General features: G+C 61.7%; 17 protein-coding genes. 2 read left to right on the top strand and 15 right to left on the bottom strand.

The features are described 5' to 3' along the window. Window positions 1–11 precede the first annotated feature (11 nt). From HDC30_RS19620 to HDC30_RS19605, 4 genes are all read right to left on the bottom strand, one after another. A complete protein-coding gene (locus HDC30_RS19620; RefSeq protein ID WP_183784478.1) occupies window positions 12–293 on the bottom strand; it encodes a type II toxin-antitoxin system RelE/ParE family toxin in 282 nt (93 codons plus the stop codon). After that, window positions 283–528, bottom strand: a complete 246-nt coding sequence (locus HDC30_RS19615; protein ID WP_183784476.1) for a type II toxin-antitoxin system Phd/YefM family antitoxin — start codon at window positions 526–528, stop codon at window positions 283–285. The genes HDC30_RS19620 and HDC30_RS19615 overlap by 11 nt, the downstream gene beginning before the upstream one ends. Before the next feature lie 82 nt (window positions 529–610). Continuing rightward, window positions 611–856 (bottom strand): DUF2789 domain-containing protein, encoded by a 246-nt coding sequence (locus HDC30_RS19610; RefSeq protein ID WP_183784474.1) that lies wholly within the window; start codon window positions 854–856, stop codon window positions 611–613. 123 nt (window positions 857–979) lie between these two features. Next, entirely contained in the window at window positions 980–1,441 is a 462-nt protein-coding gene (locus tag HDC30_RS19605; protein ID WP_041070977.1) for an aminoacyl-tRNA deacylase, read from the bottom strand. A 172-nt stretch (window positions 1,442–1,613) separates the two neighbouring features. On the opposite strand from HDC30_RS19605, the gene HDC30_RS19600 reads away from it, so the two are divergent. Together HDC30_RS19600 and HDC30_RS19595 are read left to right on the top strand one after the other, a co-directional pair. Beyond that, complete coding sequence (locus HDC30_RS19600; RefSeq protein WP_311661723.1) at window positions 1,614–2,144, top strand: NfeD family protein; 531 nt, start codon at window positions 1,614–1,616, stop codon at window positions 2,142–2,144. Between the two features lie 2 nt (window positions 2,145–2,146). After that, window positions 2,147–2,905: a slipin family protein gene (locus HDC30_RS19595; RefSeq protein WP_003220464.1), complete on the top strand. Its 759-nt coding sequence runs from the start codon at window positions 2,147–2,149 to the stop codon at window positions 2,903–2,905. 8 nt (window positions 2,906–2,913) lie between these two features. Here HDC30_RS19595 and HDC30_RS19590 read toward each other — a convergent pair whose 3' ends face one another. The 11 genes from HDC30_RS19590 to HDC30_RS19540 form a co-directional block, all read right to left on the bottom strand. After that, complete coding sequence (locus HDC30_RS19590; RefSeq protein WP_183784471.1) at window positions 2,914–4,509, bottom strand: glycosyltransferase family 39 protein; 1,596 nt, start codon at window positions 4,507–4,509, stop codon at window positions 2,914–2,916. A gap of 161 nt (window positions 4,510–4,670) precedes the next feature. Beyond that, a complete protein-coding gene (locus HDC30_RS19585) occupies window positions 4,671–6,245 on the bottom strand; it encodes an efflux transporter outer membrane subunit (protein WP_183784469.1) in 1,575 nt (524 codons plus the stop codon). Further along, window positions 6,242–7,312 (bottom strand): HlyD family secretion protein, encoded by a 1,071-nt coding sequence (locus HDC30_RS19580; protein WP_183784467.1) that lies wholly within the window; start codon window positions 7,310–7,312, stop codon window positions 6,242–6,244. The genes HDC30_RS19585 and HDC30_RS19580 overlap by 4 nt, the downstream gene beginning before the upstream one ends. A 26-nt stretch (window positions 7,313–7,338) precedes the next feature. Further along, window positions 7,339–8,877: an MFS transporter gene (locus HDC30_RS19575; RefSeq protein ID WP_183784465.1), complete on the bottom strand. Its 1,539-nt coding sequence runs from the start codon at window positions 8,875–8,877 to the stop codon at window positions 7,339–7,341. 218 nt (window positions 8,878–9,095) lie between these two features. Beyond that, window positions 9,096–10,013: a LysR family transcriptional regulator gene (locus tag HDC30_RS19570; RefSeq protein WP_027611120.1), complete on the bottom strand. Its 918-nt coding sequence runs from the start codon at window positions 10,011–10,013 to the stop codon at window positions 9,096–9,098. A 196-nt stretch (window positions 10,014–10,209) separates the two neighbouring features. Then, complete coding sequence (locus HDC30_RS19565; protein WP_095137828.1) at window positions 10,210–11,076, bottom strand: ABC transporter permease; 867 nt, start codon at window positions 11,074–11,076, stop codon at window positions 10,210–10,212. Between the two features lie 21 nt (window positions 11,077–11,097). Then, on the bottom strand, window positions 11,098–11,958 hold the full coding sequence (locus HDC30_RS19560; RefSeq protein ID WP_027611118.1) for an ABC transporter ATP-binding protein: 861 nt from the start codon (window positions 11,956–11,958) through the stop codon (window positions 11,098–11,100). 5 nt (window positions 11,959–11,963) lie between these two features. Beyond that, window positions 11,964–12,989: an ABC transporter substrate-binding protein gene (locus HDC30_RS19555; RefSeq protein ID WP_183784463.1), complete on the bottom strand. Its 1,026-nt coding sequence runs from the start codon at window positions 12,987–12,989 to the stop codon at window positions 11,964–11,966. An 18-nt stretch (window positions 12,990–13,007) separates the two neighbouring features. Then, a complete protein-coding gene (locus HDC30_RS19550) occupies window positions 13,008–13,904 on the bottom strand; it encodes a TauD/TfdA family dioxygenase (protein ID WP_183784461.1) in 897 nt (298 codons plus the stop codon). Between the two features lie 370 nt (window positions 13,905–14,274). Continuing rightward, window positions 14,275–15,642 carry an HlyD family type I secretion periplasmic adaptor subunit gene (locus tag HDC30_RS19545; RefSeq protein WP_027611115.1) on the bottom strand — a complete coding sequence of 456 codons (1,368 nt, stop codon included), beginning with the start codon at window positions 15,640–15,642 and terminating at the stop codon, window positions 14,275–14,277. Then, entirely contained in the window at window positions 15,632–17,788 is a 2,157-nt protein-coding gene (locus tag HDC30_RS19540; protein WP_027611114.1) for a type I secretion system permease/ATPase, read from the bottom strand. The genes HDC30_RS19545 and HDC30_RS19540 overlap by 11 nt, the downstream gene beginning before the upstream one ends. Window positions 17,789–17,797 lie beyond the last annotated feature (9 nt).

Raw genomic sequence — 17,797 nt, 5'->3', positions numbered from 1 at the left:
GGTTGGACGACTCAGCGTTTTTTGGCTTTCTCATAGACACTGCTGCGCTCGCGTTTTCCCACAGCGACTACCGAAACGACGATTCGCTCATCTATCACTTGATAGACCAGACGGTAACCAGAAGCCTTCAGTTTGATTTTGTAGCAGTCAGGCATTCCATGAAGCGCATCAGCCGATACCCTTGGCAGCGATAACCTTTCAGCGAGCTTTTTCTTGAATTGATCTCGCAGCGTATGACCCAGCTTGCTCCACTCCTTATGAGCAGACGGCAGAAATTCGAGCTTATAGGTCATCCAGGTTTACCGAAATGGGGGTTTCATGACTGCGGGAACGGACGATCTCAGCCAATTCCAAATCATCAAGCCGCTCCATCATGGCTTCGTAGACATCGGCTGGCACCATGTAACCCATGACGCGATTATGGTTCAGCACAGCCACAGCACCACCATGTGCGCCACTCAGCACTGCTGATGGATTTTTCTTCAATTCGGAAACACTGACCGCCATATCGGCAAGAACACTTTGCATAATAAAAGACCTTAATTGAGGTCGTGATATTGGTCTATTTATACCTTCCATACAACCGAAAATGTGCTCAGCCGCCAAGTGGTCATCCCTCCCGCCCCTTGCGCAACAGCACGTTCAGCTGATCCACCACCTCCGCCCAATCCGCATCATCAAGAATCTCGCCGCGCAAGAAGTCCGCCTGACTTTCGCTCCAGAAAAACGCGTCCGCCAAGTGCAGTTCGGGTTTGAGCGGGGAATGGGTGGCGATGAATTGGTCGATGCTCACCGGGTCGCTACTCAGGCCGAGCTGCTCGAACAGGGATGGCAGGCTGTGGGTTGGCTGCTCCATGGAAGACTCCTTCAAAAATGCGGTGGGAGATTATTCGCGAGCAGGCTCGCTCCCACAGGGGAACGCGCTCAACCTGTGGGAGCGAGCCTGCTCGCGAAGGCGTTGGCAAAAACGCTACAAATCCTACTGACTCAACTCCCGCACCTCGGCATGCGGCACCATTTTCAGAAACTCGGGCATGCTCATGTGCAGCAGGTAGTTGTGGTTGCCGGCTTCCAGGTAGATGTCTTTCTGCCGGGTCAACAGCGGGTCGATGACCATGTCCAGGCCGTAGGAATCACCGAGCGGCGGCACCGCGCCGCGTTCGCAGTCATCGAAGATATGCGCCAGGTTGCTCTCCCGGGTGATCTGCCATTCGCCGCGACTACGCACTTTACTCAAGTCCAGATGCCGACTGGCCGGCAGCACGGCCATCAGGTAATGCCCGTGGTGGTCGTCGAGAATGACTGACTTGGCCACGCGTTCGGCGGGCACCCCGGAAACCCGCGCGGTTTCCAGGCTGCTGGCCGAGTGGCGGTGGGCCACGATGTCATATTCGCAGTGCGCCCGGTTCAGGCTGCTCTGCACTTTTTTTGCCATACGCATGCTGCACCTCGGTGTCCCGCTGAACGTTGTGCCTGTTCTGCTGAGTCTAGTTCGGCCAGTTGCTGATGAAGAGAAATCCGCTCATTGGACACATACGCTTATTGATCAAAATTCATCCGGCGCCAGGCTCAACTAGACTTAGGAAACACCCATGACTCTCCCGGAGGGTCACGTGAACAGCCGATGTTGCACGTTTTTCCTGATACTGCTGGCCAGCGGCTCAGCCCTCGCGGCTGATGTCCTGCCGACGGCGGTCAATCCGCTCGGCCTGTGGCTGATCACCCTTGGCATTGCCTTTCTGATCGCCGAAGCAGCGCTGCCCAACTACGGGGTGATCGGCCTCGGCGGGATCATCATGTTCGTCATCGGCGCGCTGATTCTGGGCAACGCCGAGTTGCCGGTGCCGATGATCATCGGCCTCGGCCTGCTCAGCGCCCTGCTGCTGATCGCATTGATCGTCCGCGCCTTGAAAACCCGCCCGCGCCACGCCGTCAGCGGCGATGCCGGGCTGGTCGGCAGCGTGACGGCGGTGACCACCGTGCAAGCGCAAAACGCCCACAACGGCTGGGTGCAATTGCAGGGTGAACACTGGCAAGTGCACAGCACAACACCGCTGCACGCCGGGCAATCGGTGCGCGTGGTCGGGCGTAAGGGTTTACTGCTGAAAGTCGCCGCGACTGACGCGGTGCGACACGGAGAGTGATCATGGGTCTGCAAATCGGTTTCGTTGCACTGCTGCTGTTGGTGATCGCCCTCGCCGGGTCGACCTTCCGCATCCTGCGTGAGTACGAGCGCGGCGTGGTGTTCCAGCTCGGACGCTTCTGGCAGGTCAAGGGCCCGGGGCTGATCCTGCTGATTCCGGTGGTGCAGCAAATGGTCCGGGTCGACCTGCGCACCGTGGTCCTCGACGTGCCGCCGCAGGACGTGATCACCCGCGACAACGTCTCGGTGAAGGTCAACGCGGTGCTGTACTTCCGCGTGCTCGACCCGCAGAAGGCGATCATTCAGGTCGAAGACTTTCTCTCGGCCACCAGCCAACTGGCGCAGACCACCCTGCGCGCGGTGCTCGGCAAACATGAGCTGGATGAACTGCTGGCCGAACGCGAGCAGTTGAACATCGACATCCAGCAGGTGCTCGACGCCCAGACCGACGCCTGGGGCATCAAGGTCGCCAACGTCGAGATCAAGCATGTCGACCTCAACGAATCGATGGTGCGTGCGATTGCCAAACAGGCCGAAGCCGAACGCGAACGCCGGGCCAAGGTGATCCACGCAGAAGGCGAACTGCAGGCCTCGGAAAAACTCATGCAGGCCGCCGAAATGCTCGGCCGCCAGCCCGGTGCCATGCAATTGCGTTACATGCAGACCCTGAGTTCGATTGCCGGTGACAAGAGCTCGACGATCGTCTTTCCGTTGCCGATCGAATTGCTCAAGGGGATGGCGGATCTGTCGGGAAAATCCTGAGCCTGCGATCACCCGCCCGGTTTATCGGCGCTCGGCTCCCTCACGTACAAACGTGCAAATGCGCCGCCTGCATGGACATCGCTCTGCCGCTGCCAGCCTTCAGGCAACGCCGCAAACTCATCGGGTTCATCCAGCGTGCCGATCAACCACATCCGCGTGCTGCCCTTGGACACGTCGCCAAGCTGATCGAGGAAAACCTCCTCGCCGACCAAAGTGCCAAATCCGTAGGCATTGGGACGCGTGGAACGCCCATCCGCCGCTGGTGGCGTATACAGACGGATCTGCGCGTCAGTGCGGTTGTAGTAGATGTAGCTGAGGTACCACATCATGTCGCTGGTGACGATCCGGTCACCCTCGGTGAAGTGTCGATTGACGTAGTCGACCAGCACGCTGAACTGATCATTGCTGTCGACCGTGGCGTTGTTCTTCACACCCACCAGTTCGACCCCGACGAACAGCACCAGAATCGCCAGCGCCAGAACGCGAGAACCTATGTACAGCCGATCAATCGCCAGCGCCACCAGCATCGGCAACCCCAACGCATAGGCCGTCAAATACCGCTCGATGAACACCGGCGAGATGAACGACACGCCAAACACCAGCAGAATCGGCATCACGCTGTAGCACAGCAACAACAAGCTGCCGCGAAATACGCTGCGATCACGATGCAGGGCAACGGCAATCACGGCTACCAGCGCCAATGGCAAAAGCAAAAACAGCCACCCCGGCAAGGTCATGCCGTCGTCCTGGATCAGCAACGACCAGACCATCGACGGCAATGAGCTGACGGTCACCGGATCTTCCCAGCCTATGTCATTGCTGGCCTTGAGTTCCGGGATGTGCTGCAGCAGATCAAGCAGGTTGGGCACCCACGGCATGTACAGCAACGCGATGCTCAAGTTGGCCAGCCACCAGGCCGGACGCTGTATATGCCGCAGCCGATACCCCGGCTGCACGCGCACCGCTGTCAGATACAGCCAGTGGCTGATCACGCACAGAACGGTGAAGTAGTGGGTGTAGAACGCTGCCGTCATCAGCAGCGCATAGGCCACCAGATAGCGATGCCGACGCGGCTGGCGCACCCAGTAGACCAGCGCGATCGTCGCGCCGATCAGCCACATGCCGAGCAGCGAATACATGCGCACTTCCTGGCTGTAGCGCACGGCCGTGGGCAACAACGCCAGCAACAGCCCGGCCAGCAACGCAGCGCGACGGGTGGCGAGCAGATCCACCAGCCACACACCGAGACCGACGGTAATGATCCCCGGCAGCGCACTCATCAAGCGAATGGACAGGATGCCGTCACCGAACAGCCCGATCCAGCCGTGCAGCAGCAGGAAATACAGCGGTGGGTGCACATCGTGGCCCGCTAGCCCCCAGATCTCGGCCAGTGGAAACTGGCTCAGCAGGACGCTGGAGCCTTCGTCGAACCAGATCGCCGCCGCCGTCAGGTCGAAAAAACGCACCGCCGCCGCGAGCAGCATGATCGGTAACAACCAGTGCTCTCTGGCCCAGCGAAGCAGACGCAAGGCCACCAGCCATGCACCCGGGACCGCGCGCGGATCCTGCGTGTCGCCAACCGGCGTTTCTCTGTGTGCCGCCATTGCATCCTCTTGCTGTGCCGGAATATCGCGAACGGATGGAGCCGAACCTGCCCGTCACTTTAGGTCAGCCACAGGAGAGCCGTCGATGGCGGTGTGCGCTTTCACGACATCCGGCACCCCGGCCAATCCCAAACAGCCCTCGGCATTTCCAGTTCAGGCCATCAGCGCCGCGCCACCTCCCCCGCCGGATACACCGACTCCCAGCCCCCGCCCAACGCCCGGTACAACCCGACCATCGCCAGCGAAACGCCGGTCGAGCTTTCCACCCACTGCTCCTGAGTCGCCAGCAACGCGCCTTGAACGGTGAGGACGTTGACGAAATCGACCACGCCTTCGACGTACTGCTGCTGCGCGGTGCGCAGGGCGATCTGGTTCTGGCGTACGGCTTCGGCGAGGCTGTCGCGGCGGCGTTGGCTGGCGTTGTAAGCCGTCAGTTGGTCGTCGATTTCATGCCAGGCGCTCAGCACGGTCTGCTGGTAGGCGATGGCCGCTTCCTGTTGCTGGGCTTCGCGCAGTTGCAGCATGCCGCGCAGGCGTCCGCCGTCGAACAGCGGCAGGCTCAATTGCGGGCCGATACCGAAAGCGCGCGAGCCCCAGGAGCCGAAATCGCTCAGTTGCATCGCTTGCGAGCCGAGGTTGCCGGACAGGGTGATGCGCGGATAAAAATCGCCCTTGGCCACGCCGATGTTGGCGGTGGCGGCATGCAGGTGCGCCTCGGCCTGCCGGATGTCCGGCCGGCGTTCGGCCAGCTGCGACGGCAGGCCGATGGCGACTTGCAGCGGTGACTGCGGCACCGCGCCTTCTGTGGATAACTCCTTGGCCAGGGCCTGGGGCGGTTCGCCCATCAGCAGGCTTATCGCGTTGATCAATTGCGACTGACGCTGCTCAAGGGCCGGCAGGCGCGATTCGATGGCCGCGACCTGCGCGGCCGCTTCGGCGACGTCCAGATCGGTCGCCACACCGTCGTTGAGGCGCAGTTGCGACAGTTTGAGGCTGTGCCGGGCGACGTCGAGGTTCTGCTCGGTGACCGCGCGGGTGTTCTGCACGCCGCGCAACTGGATGTAGTTCTGTGCGGTGTCGGCGAGGACCGCGAGCAGCACGCCGCGACGGTCGTTTTCGGCGACTTCGAGGTTGGCATCGGCGGCTTCGGTTTCGCGGCGTACACGGCCCCAGAAATCCAGTTCCCAGGAGGCGGAGAAACCGGCGTCCCACAGGTTGAAGGCGGAATCGCCGTTGTGCCCGGACGGGTCATTCAGGCCTTCGCCACTGTTGCGTTTACGCGCGTAGCTGCCGGTAGCGGCGGTGTTCGGGTAGCGATCCGCGGTGATCACCTGGCGCGCGGCACGGCTTTGTTGCAAGCGGCTGCTGGCCAGTTGCAGATCGAGGTTGCTGTTCATCGCCCGCTGGGTCAGGGCTGAGAGTTGCGGGTCGTGGAAAACCTCCCACCAGCGTTCGTTCAGCGGTTCGCTGACGGCTTGGCTGGGGGCTGATTTGGCGGGTTTGGCCCAGTCGGCGATCTGCGTGGGCTCGGGCTTGCGGAAGTCCGGGCCGACGGTGCAGGCGCTGAGGCCAAGGGTAAGCAAGGCACTTAAGGTGAGTTGCTGCCACGGGCCTCTTCGCTGGCAAGCCAGCTCCCACAGAGAACTCTGTTTGGAGTGAGAATCCCGGCCAGTCTGCACACCCTCTGTGGGAGCTGGCTTGCCAGCGATGGCGCCAACCGATTCAACAAAAATCATCGCTGAGTCACCTCGCGCTCCGCCGGCGCCGAACAGCGAGTGTCGATACTCGCCTCCACCGACATGCCCACACGCAAACGCTCGGCCAACGGCTGACCCGGTTCAAGTACGATCTTCACCGGAATCCGCTGCACGACCTTGGTGAAGTTACCCGTGGCGTTGTCCGGTTTCACCGCGGCGAATGTCACGCCAGTCGCCGGGGCAATGCTTTCGACGCGACCGCTCAAGGCCTCGCCGCCGAGGCTGTCGACGCGCACCTGCACGTGCTGGCCCGGCTGCACGTCCGTCAGTTGGGTTTCCTGAAAGTTGGCGACCACATACGCCTGACGCAACGGCACCACCGCCAGCAGCTTGCTGCCCGGCGTGACATAAGCGCCGACACGCACCGCGCGCTCGCCGACCATGCCGTCCTGCGGCGCGGTGATGCGTGTATACGACAGCTCGAAACTGGCGATTTCCAGCGCCGCTTGCGCATGCTTCAGATTGCCTTCGGCGGCATCGCGCTGCGCCGTGAGAATTTCCACCTGCTTGCGCTCGGCCGCCAGTTTCGCGCTGGCGGTGTCGAGCCGAGCGCTCGCCTGATCGATGCGCGTACGGGCCTGTTGCGCGTTCTGCACCGTGCCGGCACCTACACCGGCGAGGTGGTTGTAGCGATTGAGTTCCTGCTGGGCGAAGGCCATTTCTGCCTTGGCCGAGACCACCGAGGCCTGCGCCTGAGCAATCACCGACGTCTGCCGCTCCAGCGTGGCCTTGGCGTTTTGCAGCTGAGCGCGGGCGACCAGGGTTTGCGCATCGGCCGCTTCAGCGGCGGCGCGCAAATCGCGATCATCGATCAGCGCCAGCAACTGCCCGGCCTTGACCTGCTGGTTGTCTTCCACCAGCACTTCCTTGATGAATCCGGCCACGCGCGGCACCACCAGGGTGAAGTCGGCGGAAACAAACGCATCGTTGGTGTTTTGCTGGGTGCGCTTGCCGAACAGTCCCGGCACCGCCAGGTACAGCAACACGCCGACCGCCAGTGCGGCCGCCACGGCCACCGCGAGTTTTTGCTTTGCTTGAGTCGTCATAAAAACCTTCGGTATCAGTGAAGCAATCAGGTCGGCGCGCGGGGCGGAAAGATCCGCGTCGGCAGCCAGAAAATCAGCAGGATCAGCGCCACCGCGACGCCGGCCATGCACACATAGAGATCAGAGGAAGTCAGCACCACGGCCTGTTCGTGCAGGCGATGGGCGAGGCCCGGGTCGCTGCGATCGGCCAGCGGTGAGTTGCCGAGGTTGTCGATCAACATGGTCGAGTGGAAATGCAGGCGCGCGGTGGTCAGCGCCTCAATGACTCCGGTGGCGATCACCGCCGCCAGGCCTTTCACCGTGTTGAACCACGCGGAGGCGAACGGCCCGTCCTGCGGCTGGATGCTGCCGGTCGAGAGCATCAACAGCGGCAGCACCGACATTGGCTGACCGAAAATCTGCAGCCATTGCAGGACGTAGAAATTGTCGCGGATCCACTCCGAAGTCAGCAGCGAGCCCCCCATGCAGGACAGGGTCAACATGCTCAAACCGATGCCGAGCACCCAGCGGCAATCGACCCAGCGCAAGTTGCACAGCGACGCCACCAGCGGCAGCGCGATCAGTTGCGGCAACGCGGCGATCAGCATGATCGGCGCGGTCTGCACCGGGCGATAACCCTGGACCTGCGCCAGATAGCTCGACGGGATCAGCACCACCGCCTGCAACACCACCAGCACCCCGGCCAGGGTCATCAGGGCGAACGCCAGGTTGCGGATGCCGAGCATCTGCAACTTGAAAAACGGAATCGGCTGCGACCATTCATTGATCAGAAACGCCACCAGCAACAGCGAACCGGCGCCGAGCAAACCGCAGATCAGGCTCGACTCGAACCAGTCCAGCCGATTGCCCTGGAGCAAGCCGATCACCAGCATGCAGATCGCCGGGAAGCCCAGCAGCAGGCCCTTCCAGTTGAAGGTCTTGAGGCGCTCCAGGCGCAGCGGATCCTGTGGAATCCCCCAAGCGACCATTGCCATGGCAATCAGGCACGGCACGATGATTTGCCAGAACGTCCATTGCCAGCCGACGTATTCACTCCATAAGCCAGCCAGCGGCGTGCCGAGACCCGGGCCGAACGTCGCCGTCAGCGCATAACCGGCCAGACCATAGAGTTTGAAATTGGCCGGCAGAAAGCGCAGCGCAACGGTCATCAGCATCGGCGGCAACGCGCCGCCGGCCAGCCCTTGCAGGGTGCGCATCAGCAGCAGGCTTTCGTAATTCGGGGCGAACGGGCACAGCACGCCGAGCAGCGTGAACAGGCTGATCGCGCAGAGGGTGAAACGGCGCAGCGAAAAGGTCACCGAGCACCACGGCGCGAACGCCATCGCCGCCACCGAGGTCGCGGCGTAGCAGGACACCAGCCAGGTGCCTTCGTCATAACCGATGTTCAGCGCGCCCCGAATGTCGGCCAGTGCGACTTTGGTCACCATTTCGTTGAGGCCCGAGACCAGCACCGCCAGCAGCACACCAACCAGGCCGGTGATGATCCGCGCCCCGAACACCGGTGGCGCAGCCGCCGTCGCCGGACTGGCCGCAGCAATGGGCGCCGGAACCGACAGGGATGTCATGGATACACACTCCGGAAGGAAAAATACCGGAGCATTTTAGTAAGGCTTACTGCTGACGAAAATTGACTTATTGGCAGGTTATAAGTGCGCTCAGTTCAGCAATGAATATCCAATGTGGGAGCGGGCTTGCTCGCGAAAGCGGTGGATCATTCAACCTGTGCGGTGCCTGACACGACGCCTTCGGGAGCAAGCCCCCTCCCACACGGACTCTGCTTGTATCAGGGTTGCGTGGCCAGCCACGTCTCGTCACAACACGCCTTGAGCGTTTCGCGCAGCCAGCGGTGCGCCGGGTCCTTGTCGAAGCGCGGGTGCCAGGCCTGAGTCAGCATCAGCGTCGGCAACGGAATCGGCAGATTGAACGAACGTAGCTTCAGGCCCAGTCGGCGCACGCTGAGCAACGCTTCCTTGGGCACCGGCAAGATCAGGTCGGAATCGGGCAAGGCAAACATCGCCGCGTGGAAGCTTGGCGCAATCACCGCCACCCGCCGCTCCAGACCCAAGGCGTTCAACGCGGTGTCGATGGGGCCGCGAGCAATGCCACGGCGCGACATGCTGATATGCGAGTAGCCGGCATAGCGCTCGGCGGTGATTTCGCCGTCGAGCAACGGATGATCCTCACGTACCAGACCGACGAAATGCGTGGAAAACAGGTTCTGCACTTTGACTTCCGGGGTCACCGGACGGGTGTTGCTGACACTCAGATCGATCCGTCCTTCGCGCAGCGCTTCATCGTCGCCATCGCCCTCGGGGACGAAGCGCAACTCGCAGTGTGGCGCCTGCTGGTCGAGGGTATCGAACAGTTTGCCGCCATACACGCCGATGAAAAAGTCGTTGGCGCGGATGCTGAAGCGCCGGCGCAGGGTGCCCAGATCCACGCTGTCGGCGGAGCGAAACAGCAGCGCCGCCTGCTCGACGACATCGCGCACCTGCTCGCGCAATTCGAGGGCTTTTGGGGTGGGTACCAAGCCACGACCGGCGCGCACCAGGATCGGATCGCCGATCGCCTCGCGGATCCGCGTCAGAGTGCGGCTCATGGCGGCGGGGCTGAGGTTCATCCGCCGCGCGGCGCCGACCACACTGCCCTCGTCGAGCAGGGCGTCGAGGGCGACCAGAAGGTTCATGTCCGGGAGTTGCATGCTGAGCACTCATGGCTGATCTGGATTGATCCGGGCGCAATGCTAGCAAACATCCTTCAACTTCGCGGCGGCTGTAAGGACGCCATCGCTGGCAAGCCAGCTCCCACAGGATTTTCGGCGGTCACAGAATGAGTGAACGCCACAATCCCTGTGGGAGCTGGCTTGCCAGCGATGGGGCCAGCTCAGTCAATACACATCAGCGCTGCATGCCCCAGCGTTTTACGGTCACCCGCTCCAGCGTATCGAACACCAGATTCTCCACCAACAACCCGATCAGGATCACCACCGCCAACCCGGCAAACACCTTGTCGGTGTACAGCTCATTGCGGTTCTGGAAGATGTACCAGCCCAACCCGCCCTTGCCGCTGGTGGCACCGAATACCAGTTCGGCGGCGATCAGCGTGCGCCAGGCAAACGCCCAGCCAATTTTCAGACCGGCGAGGATCGACGGCAGCGCTGCCGGGATCAGGATGAACAGCACAAAACGCATGCCCTTCAGCCCGTAATTGCGCCCGGCCATGCGCAAGGTTTCCGAAACGCCGAGAAAGCCGGCGTAAGTGTTCAGCGCCAGCGCCCACAGCACCGAATGCACCAGCACGAAAATCAGGCTGTTCTGCCCCAGCCCGAACCAGAGCAACGCCAGTGGCAGCAAGGCAATCGCTGGCAGCGGGTTGAACATCGAGGTCAGGGTACTCAGCAGATCCCGGCCAAACTGGGTCGACACCGCCAGCGTGGTCAGGGCGAACGCCAGCACGATGCCGATCAGATAGCCCTTGATCAGCACCACCAGCGATATCCACACCTTGCCCAGCAGCTCGCCGCTGAGCAGGCCGTCGTACAGCGCATGACTGGTCTGCAGAAAACCTGGCAGCAGCAGGTCGTTGTTCTGCACCCGGGCGATCACCTCCCAAAGGATCGCCAGCAGAATCAGGATCAGGCTTTTGCGCAGCCAGCCTTGTTGCCACAGGCGTTGGCCCAGCGGCAATTCGCGCTCGAGCGGCACGCTGGTCAGTGGTTCAAGGACCGTTTCAAACTCTTGTCGTACAGACGATGGTTGGCTCATCGGGCAATCCCTCCAGAACGCTCAATAAGCGATACGAATGTCGTTGAAGTCATGGTCACGCTCGGTTTCCGGCGACTGGCCTTCATCGAACAGCAAACGGTGAATGCGCCGCGCCGATTCCTGAAACGCTACGCCGCCGAGGCTTTGCAGATCGTATTGATGGCTGTGCACCTCAGCGCGTACCCGCCCCGGATGTGGCGACAGCAGCAGGATGCGATTGCCGACCACCAGCGCCTCTTCAATCGAGTGCGTAACGAACAGCAAGGTGAAGCGCACCTCCTCCCAGAGCAGCAGCAATTCTTCCTGCATCTTGCGCCGGGTCAGCGCGTCCAGCGCGGCGAACGGCTCGTCCATCAGAAGGATTTTCGGCTGCATCGCCAGCGCGCGGGCAATCGCCACCCGCGCCTTCATGCCGCCGGACAAAGTGTGGGGATAGGCGTCGGCGAATGCTGCCAGACCGACTTTTTCCAGGTAGTGCAGTGCACGTTCTTCGGCGTCTTTTTTGTTCAAGGTTCGCGAGGCCAGCAGCGGAAACATCACGTTCTGTTTGACGGTTTTCCACGGCGGCAGTTGATCGAATTCCTGGAACACCACGATCCGGTCCGGACCCGGTCCATCGACCCGCTGACCTTGCAGGCGAATTTCGCCTTCGCTCGGCGCAATGAAACCGGCGGCCGCCTTGAGCAAAGTCGACTTGCCGCAGCCGGACGGGCCAAGCAGCACGAAGCGGTCTGCCGGATCAATTTCGAAACTGACCTGATGGGTAGCTCGCACCACCCGTTGCGGGGTGCGGTATTCGAGGCTGACGTTATCCACCGCCAGCAGCGCTTGCGTACTGGCGACCGGGTTGCTGGCCGCGTGGCCTTGCAAAGGGGCATTCATCTCGATCAGCTCCCCTGCAGCGGTTTGGCGTCCTGGAAGAAGTAGTCCTTCCACGATTCCGGTTTGTTCTTGATCGCACCGACGCGGTAGAGGAATTCGGCCAGTGGATAGGTATTTTTCGGCGTGACGCTGAATTCGAATTGCGGGTTGTCGATGATTTTCAGCAGCTCGGCGCGGTCGATCCTGGCCTTGGTCACGCGGATGTAAGTGTCCGCCGCCGCGCCCTTATCGTTCTGCGCAAATTGCGCGGCTTCGGTCAGCGCTTCGACGAATGCTTTGTAGGTTTTCGGGTTGTCGTTGCGGAATTTCTCGGTGGCAAACAGCACCGTCGGCGAGTTCGGGCCGAGGATGTCGTAGGAGTTGAGCACCACGTGCACGTTCGGGTTCTGCAGCGCCTGATCCTGGAACGGTGGGTTGGAGAAATGCCCGGTCAGCTCGGTGCCGCCGGCAATCAGCGCAGCGGTCGCATCCGGGTGCGGCACGGCGATGGTGTACTTGTCGAGGCGATTGAATTCCTTGTCACCCCACTGTTTGGCCGCGGCGAATTGCAGGAAGCGCGACTGCACCGACACGCCCACCGCCGGTACCGCAATGCGGTCCTTCTCGGTGAAGTCGGCAATGGTTTTGACCTTGGGATTGTTGCTGACCAGGTAGTACGGGAAGTTGCCGAGCGAGGCGACTGCCTTGACGTTCTGCTTGCCGTGGGTGCGATCCCAGATGGTCAACAGCGGGCCGACGCCGGCGCCGGCAATGTCGATGGAACCGGACAACAGCGCATCGTTGACCGCCGCGCCGCCCGAGAGCTGCGTCCAGTCGACCTTGATGTCGAGGCCTTGCTGCTTGCCGTACTTTTCGATCAGGCCCTGATCGCGCACCACATTGAGCAATAAATAGACAATCCCGAACTGTTCGGCGATGCGGATTTCACCTTCGGCGTGGGCCACGGTCGGCGCCACCAGGCTGCCGGCAAGCAGGCTGAAACCCAGGCCGATGGCCGCCGCCAGCGGTGCGAATGGAAGACGTTTGGACATGATCGAATCTCCGGCAAATCAGAAAGGCGCGTCGCCCTGAATGGTCGTGCGATACAGCTTGCGGCGCAGGTGCGCTGGGCAGCCGGCGGCGAGGTGGATCAGCGAACGGTTGTCCCAGAACACCATGTCGTGGGGCTGCCACTGGTGGCGGTAAATGTTTTGCGGCAGCACGCTGTGGGCGTAGAGCTCGGCGAGCAGTTGTTTGCTCTCGTCCTCCGGCAGACCGACGATGCGGGTGGTGAAGCCTTCGCTGACGAACAATGCCTTGCGGCCGTTTTCCGGGTGGGTGCGGACGATCGGATGCACCACTTCGGCGACCTGCGCCAGTTGTTCCGGGGTCAGGGTCGGACGCCAGTTGCCTTCGAATTTGGTTTCGCTGTAGCGCGCGGTGTAGGAATGCGCGGCAGAGCGGCCTTCCACGGCTTTGCGCAGCGCCTCGGGCAGGTTGTCCCAGGCTTTGTGCATGTCGGCGAACAGCGTGTCGCCGCCCTCGGACGGCAACTCCTGGGCGTGCAGCATCGAGCCGAGACTCGGCAGCTCTTTATAGGAAAGGTCGGAGTGCCAGAACTTGCCGGCATCGCCGAGGCCGATGTTCTGGCCGTTCTCGACGATGTTGGAAACGATGAGGATTTCCGGGTGATTGGCCAGCAGGAACTGCTCGAGCACGTGAATCTGCAACACGCCGAAGCGGCGGCTGAAATCGATCTGCTGTTGCGGGGTGATGCGCTGGTCGCGGAACACCACCACGTGGTGATCCAGGTGCGCACGATGAATACGCGCGAAGTCCTGATCGTTGACCGGCCGGGTCAGGTCCAGGCCGATGATCTCGGCACCGACGGCACCGCTGAACGGACGAATTTCAAAGGTTTGCGGCGCGGCAGTCGCGGCGCTTGGGGTGGCAGTAGCTGCGGACATCTTTAAATCTCCCACGCACGGCGCGCTCACAGGCGCGCACGTCGATCAGACACTCACGCTGGATTGCGTGTTGGTTCAGGTCGTGCGGCGCGCCGATTGGTCGGCAGGTACGCAGGTGGATGACTTTAAAGCTATAAGAACTGGAAATTAAATACCGTTAATGAATAACGATATGGCGGATGGTGAGGAATGGACTGGATGGTGAGTGACGATTTGTGTCACTTCTAGGCGTAATGTGGCAACTTCACTGGCGCCTTCGCTGGCAAGCCAGCTCCCACAGTTTCCGATGTCGAGCACACAATCGTGTTCCAACCGAAAACTCTGTGGGAGCTGGCTTGCCAGCGATGAGGCGGTAATGACCACTAGAGAATTAACGCTCGTGCAACGCCTCGGCCCGCGCCCGGATGATCGGTTTGAGCAGATAACTCAACACCGATTTCTTGCCGGTGATGATATCCACCGACGCCACCATCCCCGGAATGATCAGCAGCGGCTTTTCATCAGTGCCCAGGTGGCTGCGCTCGGTGCGCACCTTGATGATGTAGTAGGTGGTTTTCTTGTCTTCGTCGGTGATGGTGTCGGCACCGATCTGCTCCAGTTTGGCTTTCAGCCCGCCATAAATGGTGTAGTCGTACGCGGTGAATTTGACGATCGCTTCCTGCCCCGGATGCAGGAACGCAATGTCCTGCGGACGGATCTTGGCTTCGACCAGCAAGGTGTCATCCAGCGGCACGATTTCCACCATGTCGCTGCCCGGCTGAATAACACCGCCGATGGTGTTGACCAGCAACTTGTTGACGATGCCGCGTACCGGCGAGGTGACCAGCGTCCGGCTGACCCGGTCTTCCAGGGCCTTGCCGGTGGCCTGGGCCTTGTTCAGGTCGGTGCGGGCTTCATTGAGCTGAGTCAGCGCTTCGCTGCGGAATTTGCCGCGAGTCTCGTCGATCTTGCGCTGGACTTCCTTGATGGCCGATTCAGCACGCGGGATCGCCAGCGTGGTGGCGTCGAGCTGACCACGGGTTTCGACTTCGGCACGCTTGAGTCGCAGCACCTCCACCGGCGACACCGCGCCCTGCGCCACCAGCGGCTCGGACATGTTGATTTCCTGGCGCTGCAATCCCAATTGCTGGCGATACTGCGCCTGCTTGGAGCTGAACTCGCGCAGCTCTTGCTGACGCTGGATCAACTGCTCCTGCAAACCGCCGATCTCGTCGTGCAGTTGCTGACGACGACTGATGTACAACGATTCTTCGCTTTTCGCCTGGCCCGGCACGGCTTTGAGCACGTCTTCAGGGAAATTCAGCGGACGGTCATCGACCTCGGCGCTCAGACGCTCGACGCGCAGCAGCATCGACAGTCGATCAGCTTCGGTTTCGCCGACGTTGGAAGCAAACCGCGTGTCGTCCAGACGAATCAGCGGTGCGCCGGCCTCGACGATCTGACCTTCCTTGACGAACATTTCCGAGACAATCCCGCCCTCAAGGTTCTGGATTTTCTGGATCTTCGACGACGGAATCGCCTTGCCGTCGCCCTTGGTCACTTCGTCGATGACGGCGAAGTTGGCCCACAGCAACAGGAACAGGAAGAAGCCGATGATTGCCCAGATGGTCAGGCGCACGACGCGCGGGGCGTCCTCGATCAGCGCCTTGTTGACCTCCGGCAGCGGCTGGCCCTGCAGCGAGGCAGAGCCCTTGAAGTAGCGACGGATCGACTCTTTGACACCCGACTTAAGCAACACTGATCTGCCCCTTCTTCAACGCTTCCATCACGGCGGCTTTCGGGCCATCGGCGAGAATCTGTCCACGGTCGACCACCAGCAGGCGGTCGACCAGCGACAGCAGCGAGGCCCGGTGCGTCACCAGCACCACGGTCTTGTTTTCAACGACGGCGGCCAGACGCTGCTTGAGGCGTTCTTCGCCGGTGTTGTCCATGGCGCTGGTCGGTTCGTCAAGCAGCAGGATCGGCGGGTTGAGCAGCAGCGCCCGCGCCAGAGCAACGTTCTGCCGTTGGCCACCGGACAGGTTCTGCCCGCGCTCGCCGACTTGCAGCTCATAACCCTGCGGGTGCAGGCGGGCGAATTCGTGCACGCCGGCCAGTTCGGCGGCTTGCAGTACCAGCTCGTCTTCTACATAGCGCGCGCCGGAGACCAGGTTGTCACGCAGGGTGCCGGCCAGCAGCTGGATGTCCTGCGGCACGTAGCCGATGTTGTAGCGCAGCTCGCTGACGTCGATCTGGCGGATGTCCACGCCGTCCACCAGCAATGCGCCGTCGTCCGGTTGGTACAGGCCGACCAGCAGTTTCGCCAACGAACTCTTGCCCGAGCCGCTGCGGCCGATGATGCCGATCTTCTCGCCGGGACGAATCACCAGGTTGATGTTCTTCAGCGCCGGGTTCTGCTGTTCCGGGTAGGTGAAGTTCAGCTGACGGCACTCGATCGCGCCTTGCAGCACCTTGCGGCTCAGCGGACGCTCTTCGAAATTGCGCTCCTGCGGCAGCTCCATCATCTGATCAACCGACGTCATGGTCACCCGCGCCTGCTGGTAGCGGGTCAGCAGACCGGACAGCGAGGCCAGCGGGCTGAGCGCACGGCCACTGAGCATGTAGCAGGCAATCAGACCGCCCATGCTCAGGTTGCCGGCGATGATCTGGTACACGCCGAAGACGATCATGATCACCCCGGCCAGTTGCTGGATCAGCAGGGTGATATTCATCGCCAGACCGGAGAGCATTTTCACCCGCAGTTCGAGGCGGCTGAGGGTGCCGATGGTCTGTTCCCACTGGTACTGGCGTTCGCTTTCGGCGTTGTTGACCTTGACTGCATCGAGGCCGGCGAGGGTTTCGATCAGGCTCGACTGACGCTCGGCGCCGAGCGCCATGGTGCGTTCCATGGTCGCTACCAGCGGCTTTTGCAACGCATAGCCGATCAACAGCGCAATCGGGAACGCCAGCACCGGAATCCACACCAGATGCCCGCCGAGAATCGCGATGACGATGAAGATCAGGATGGTGAACGGCAGGTCGATCAGGCTGGTCAGGGTCAGCGAGGCGAGGAAGTCGCGCAGGCTCTGAAACTCATGGATGTTCTGCGCGAAGCTGCCGACCCGCGCCGGGCGGTACTTCATGGCCATGCCGACGATGCGCTCGAACAGCGTCGCGGAGATGATCAGGTCGGTTTTCTTGCCGGCCAGATCCAGGCACAGGCTGCGCAGGCTTTTGAGGATCAGGTCGAAAATGTAGGCACCGGTAATGCCCAGCGCCAGCACCCACAGAGTCGCCTCGGCCTGGTTCGGCACCACACGGTCGTAGACGTTCATCACGAACAGCGGCGCGGCCATGGCGATGATGTTGATCAGGAAACTCGCGGCGATCGCATCGGCATACAGCCAGCGTGAACGCTTGAGGGTGTCGCGAAACCACGAGCGTGCACGCGGGATCAGCGTGCCGTGGTTGACGTCGAATTTGTGCTGCGGCTGGGCGAAGAACACTTTGCCGGTGTAGTCGTCAGCCAGCAGTTCGCGGCTGACCACCGATTCGCCGCCGTCGCTTTCGCTGAGCAGCACCCGGGCTTCGTTGTCACCTTGCCAGCCGAGCAGGACGGCGCTGCGGCCATCCTTGAGTAGCAACAGCGCCGGCATGGCAATCGCCGGAATCTCTTCCAGCTTGCGTTGCAGCACCCGGCCCTGCAGCCCGGCGCGAGCCGCTGCGCGGGGCAGCAACTCGACACTCAGGCGCTGCTTGGGCAGCGGCAGACCAGTGGTAAGCATCGCGGCACTGGCCGGCTTCTGGTGCAACATGCATAGAGCGAGCAAGCCATCCAGTAACGGATCGTCGTGCATCGCGCGCGGATCATGAATGAGTTGAACTCGACTGACTTCTGATTCCACGCTCGGCAC

The sequence above is a fragment of the Pseudomonas sp. JAI115 genome, assembly GCF_014200835.1.
In the GTDB taxonomy this organism is placed as follows: domain Bacteria; phylum Pseudomonadota; class Gammaproteobacteria; order Pseudomonadales; family Pseudomonadaceae; genus Aquipseudomonas; species Aquipseudomonas putida_A.
This window is presented reverse-complemented; position numbering and strand designations above follow the sequence as displayed.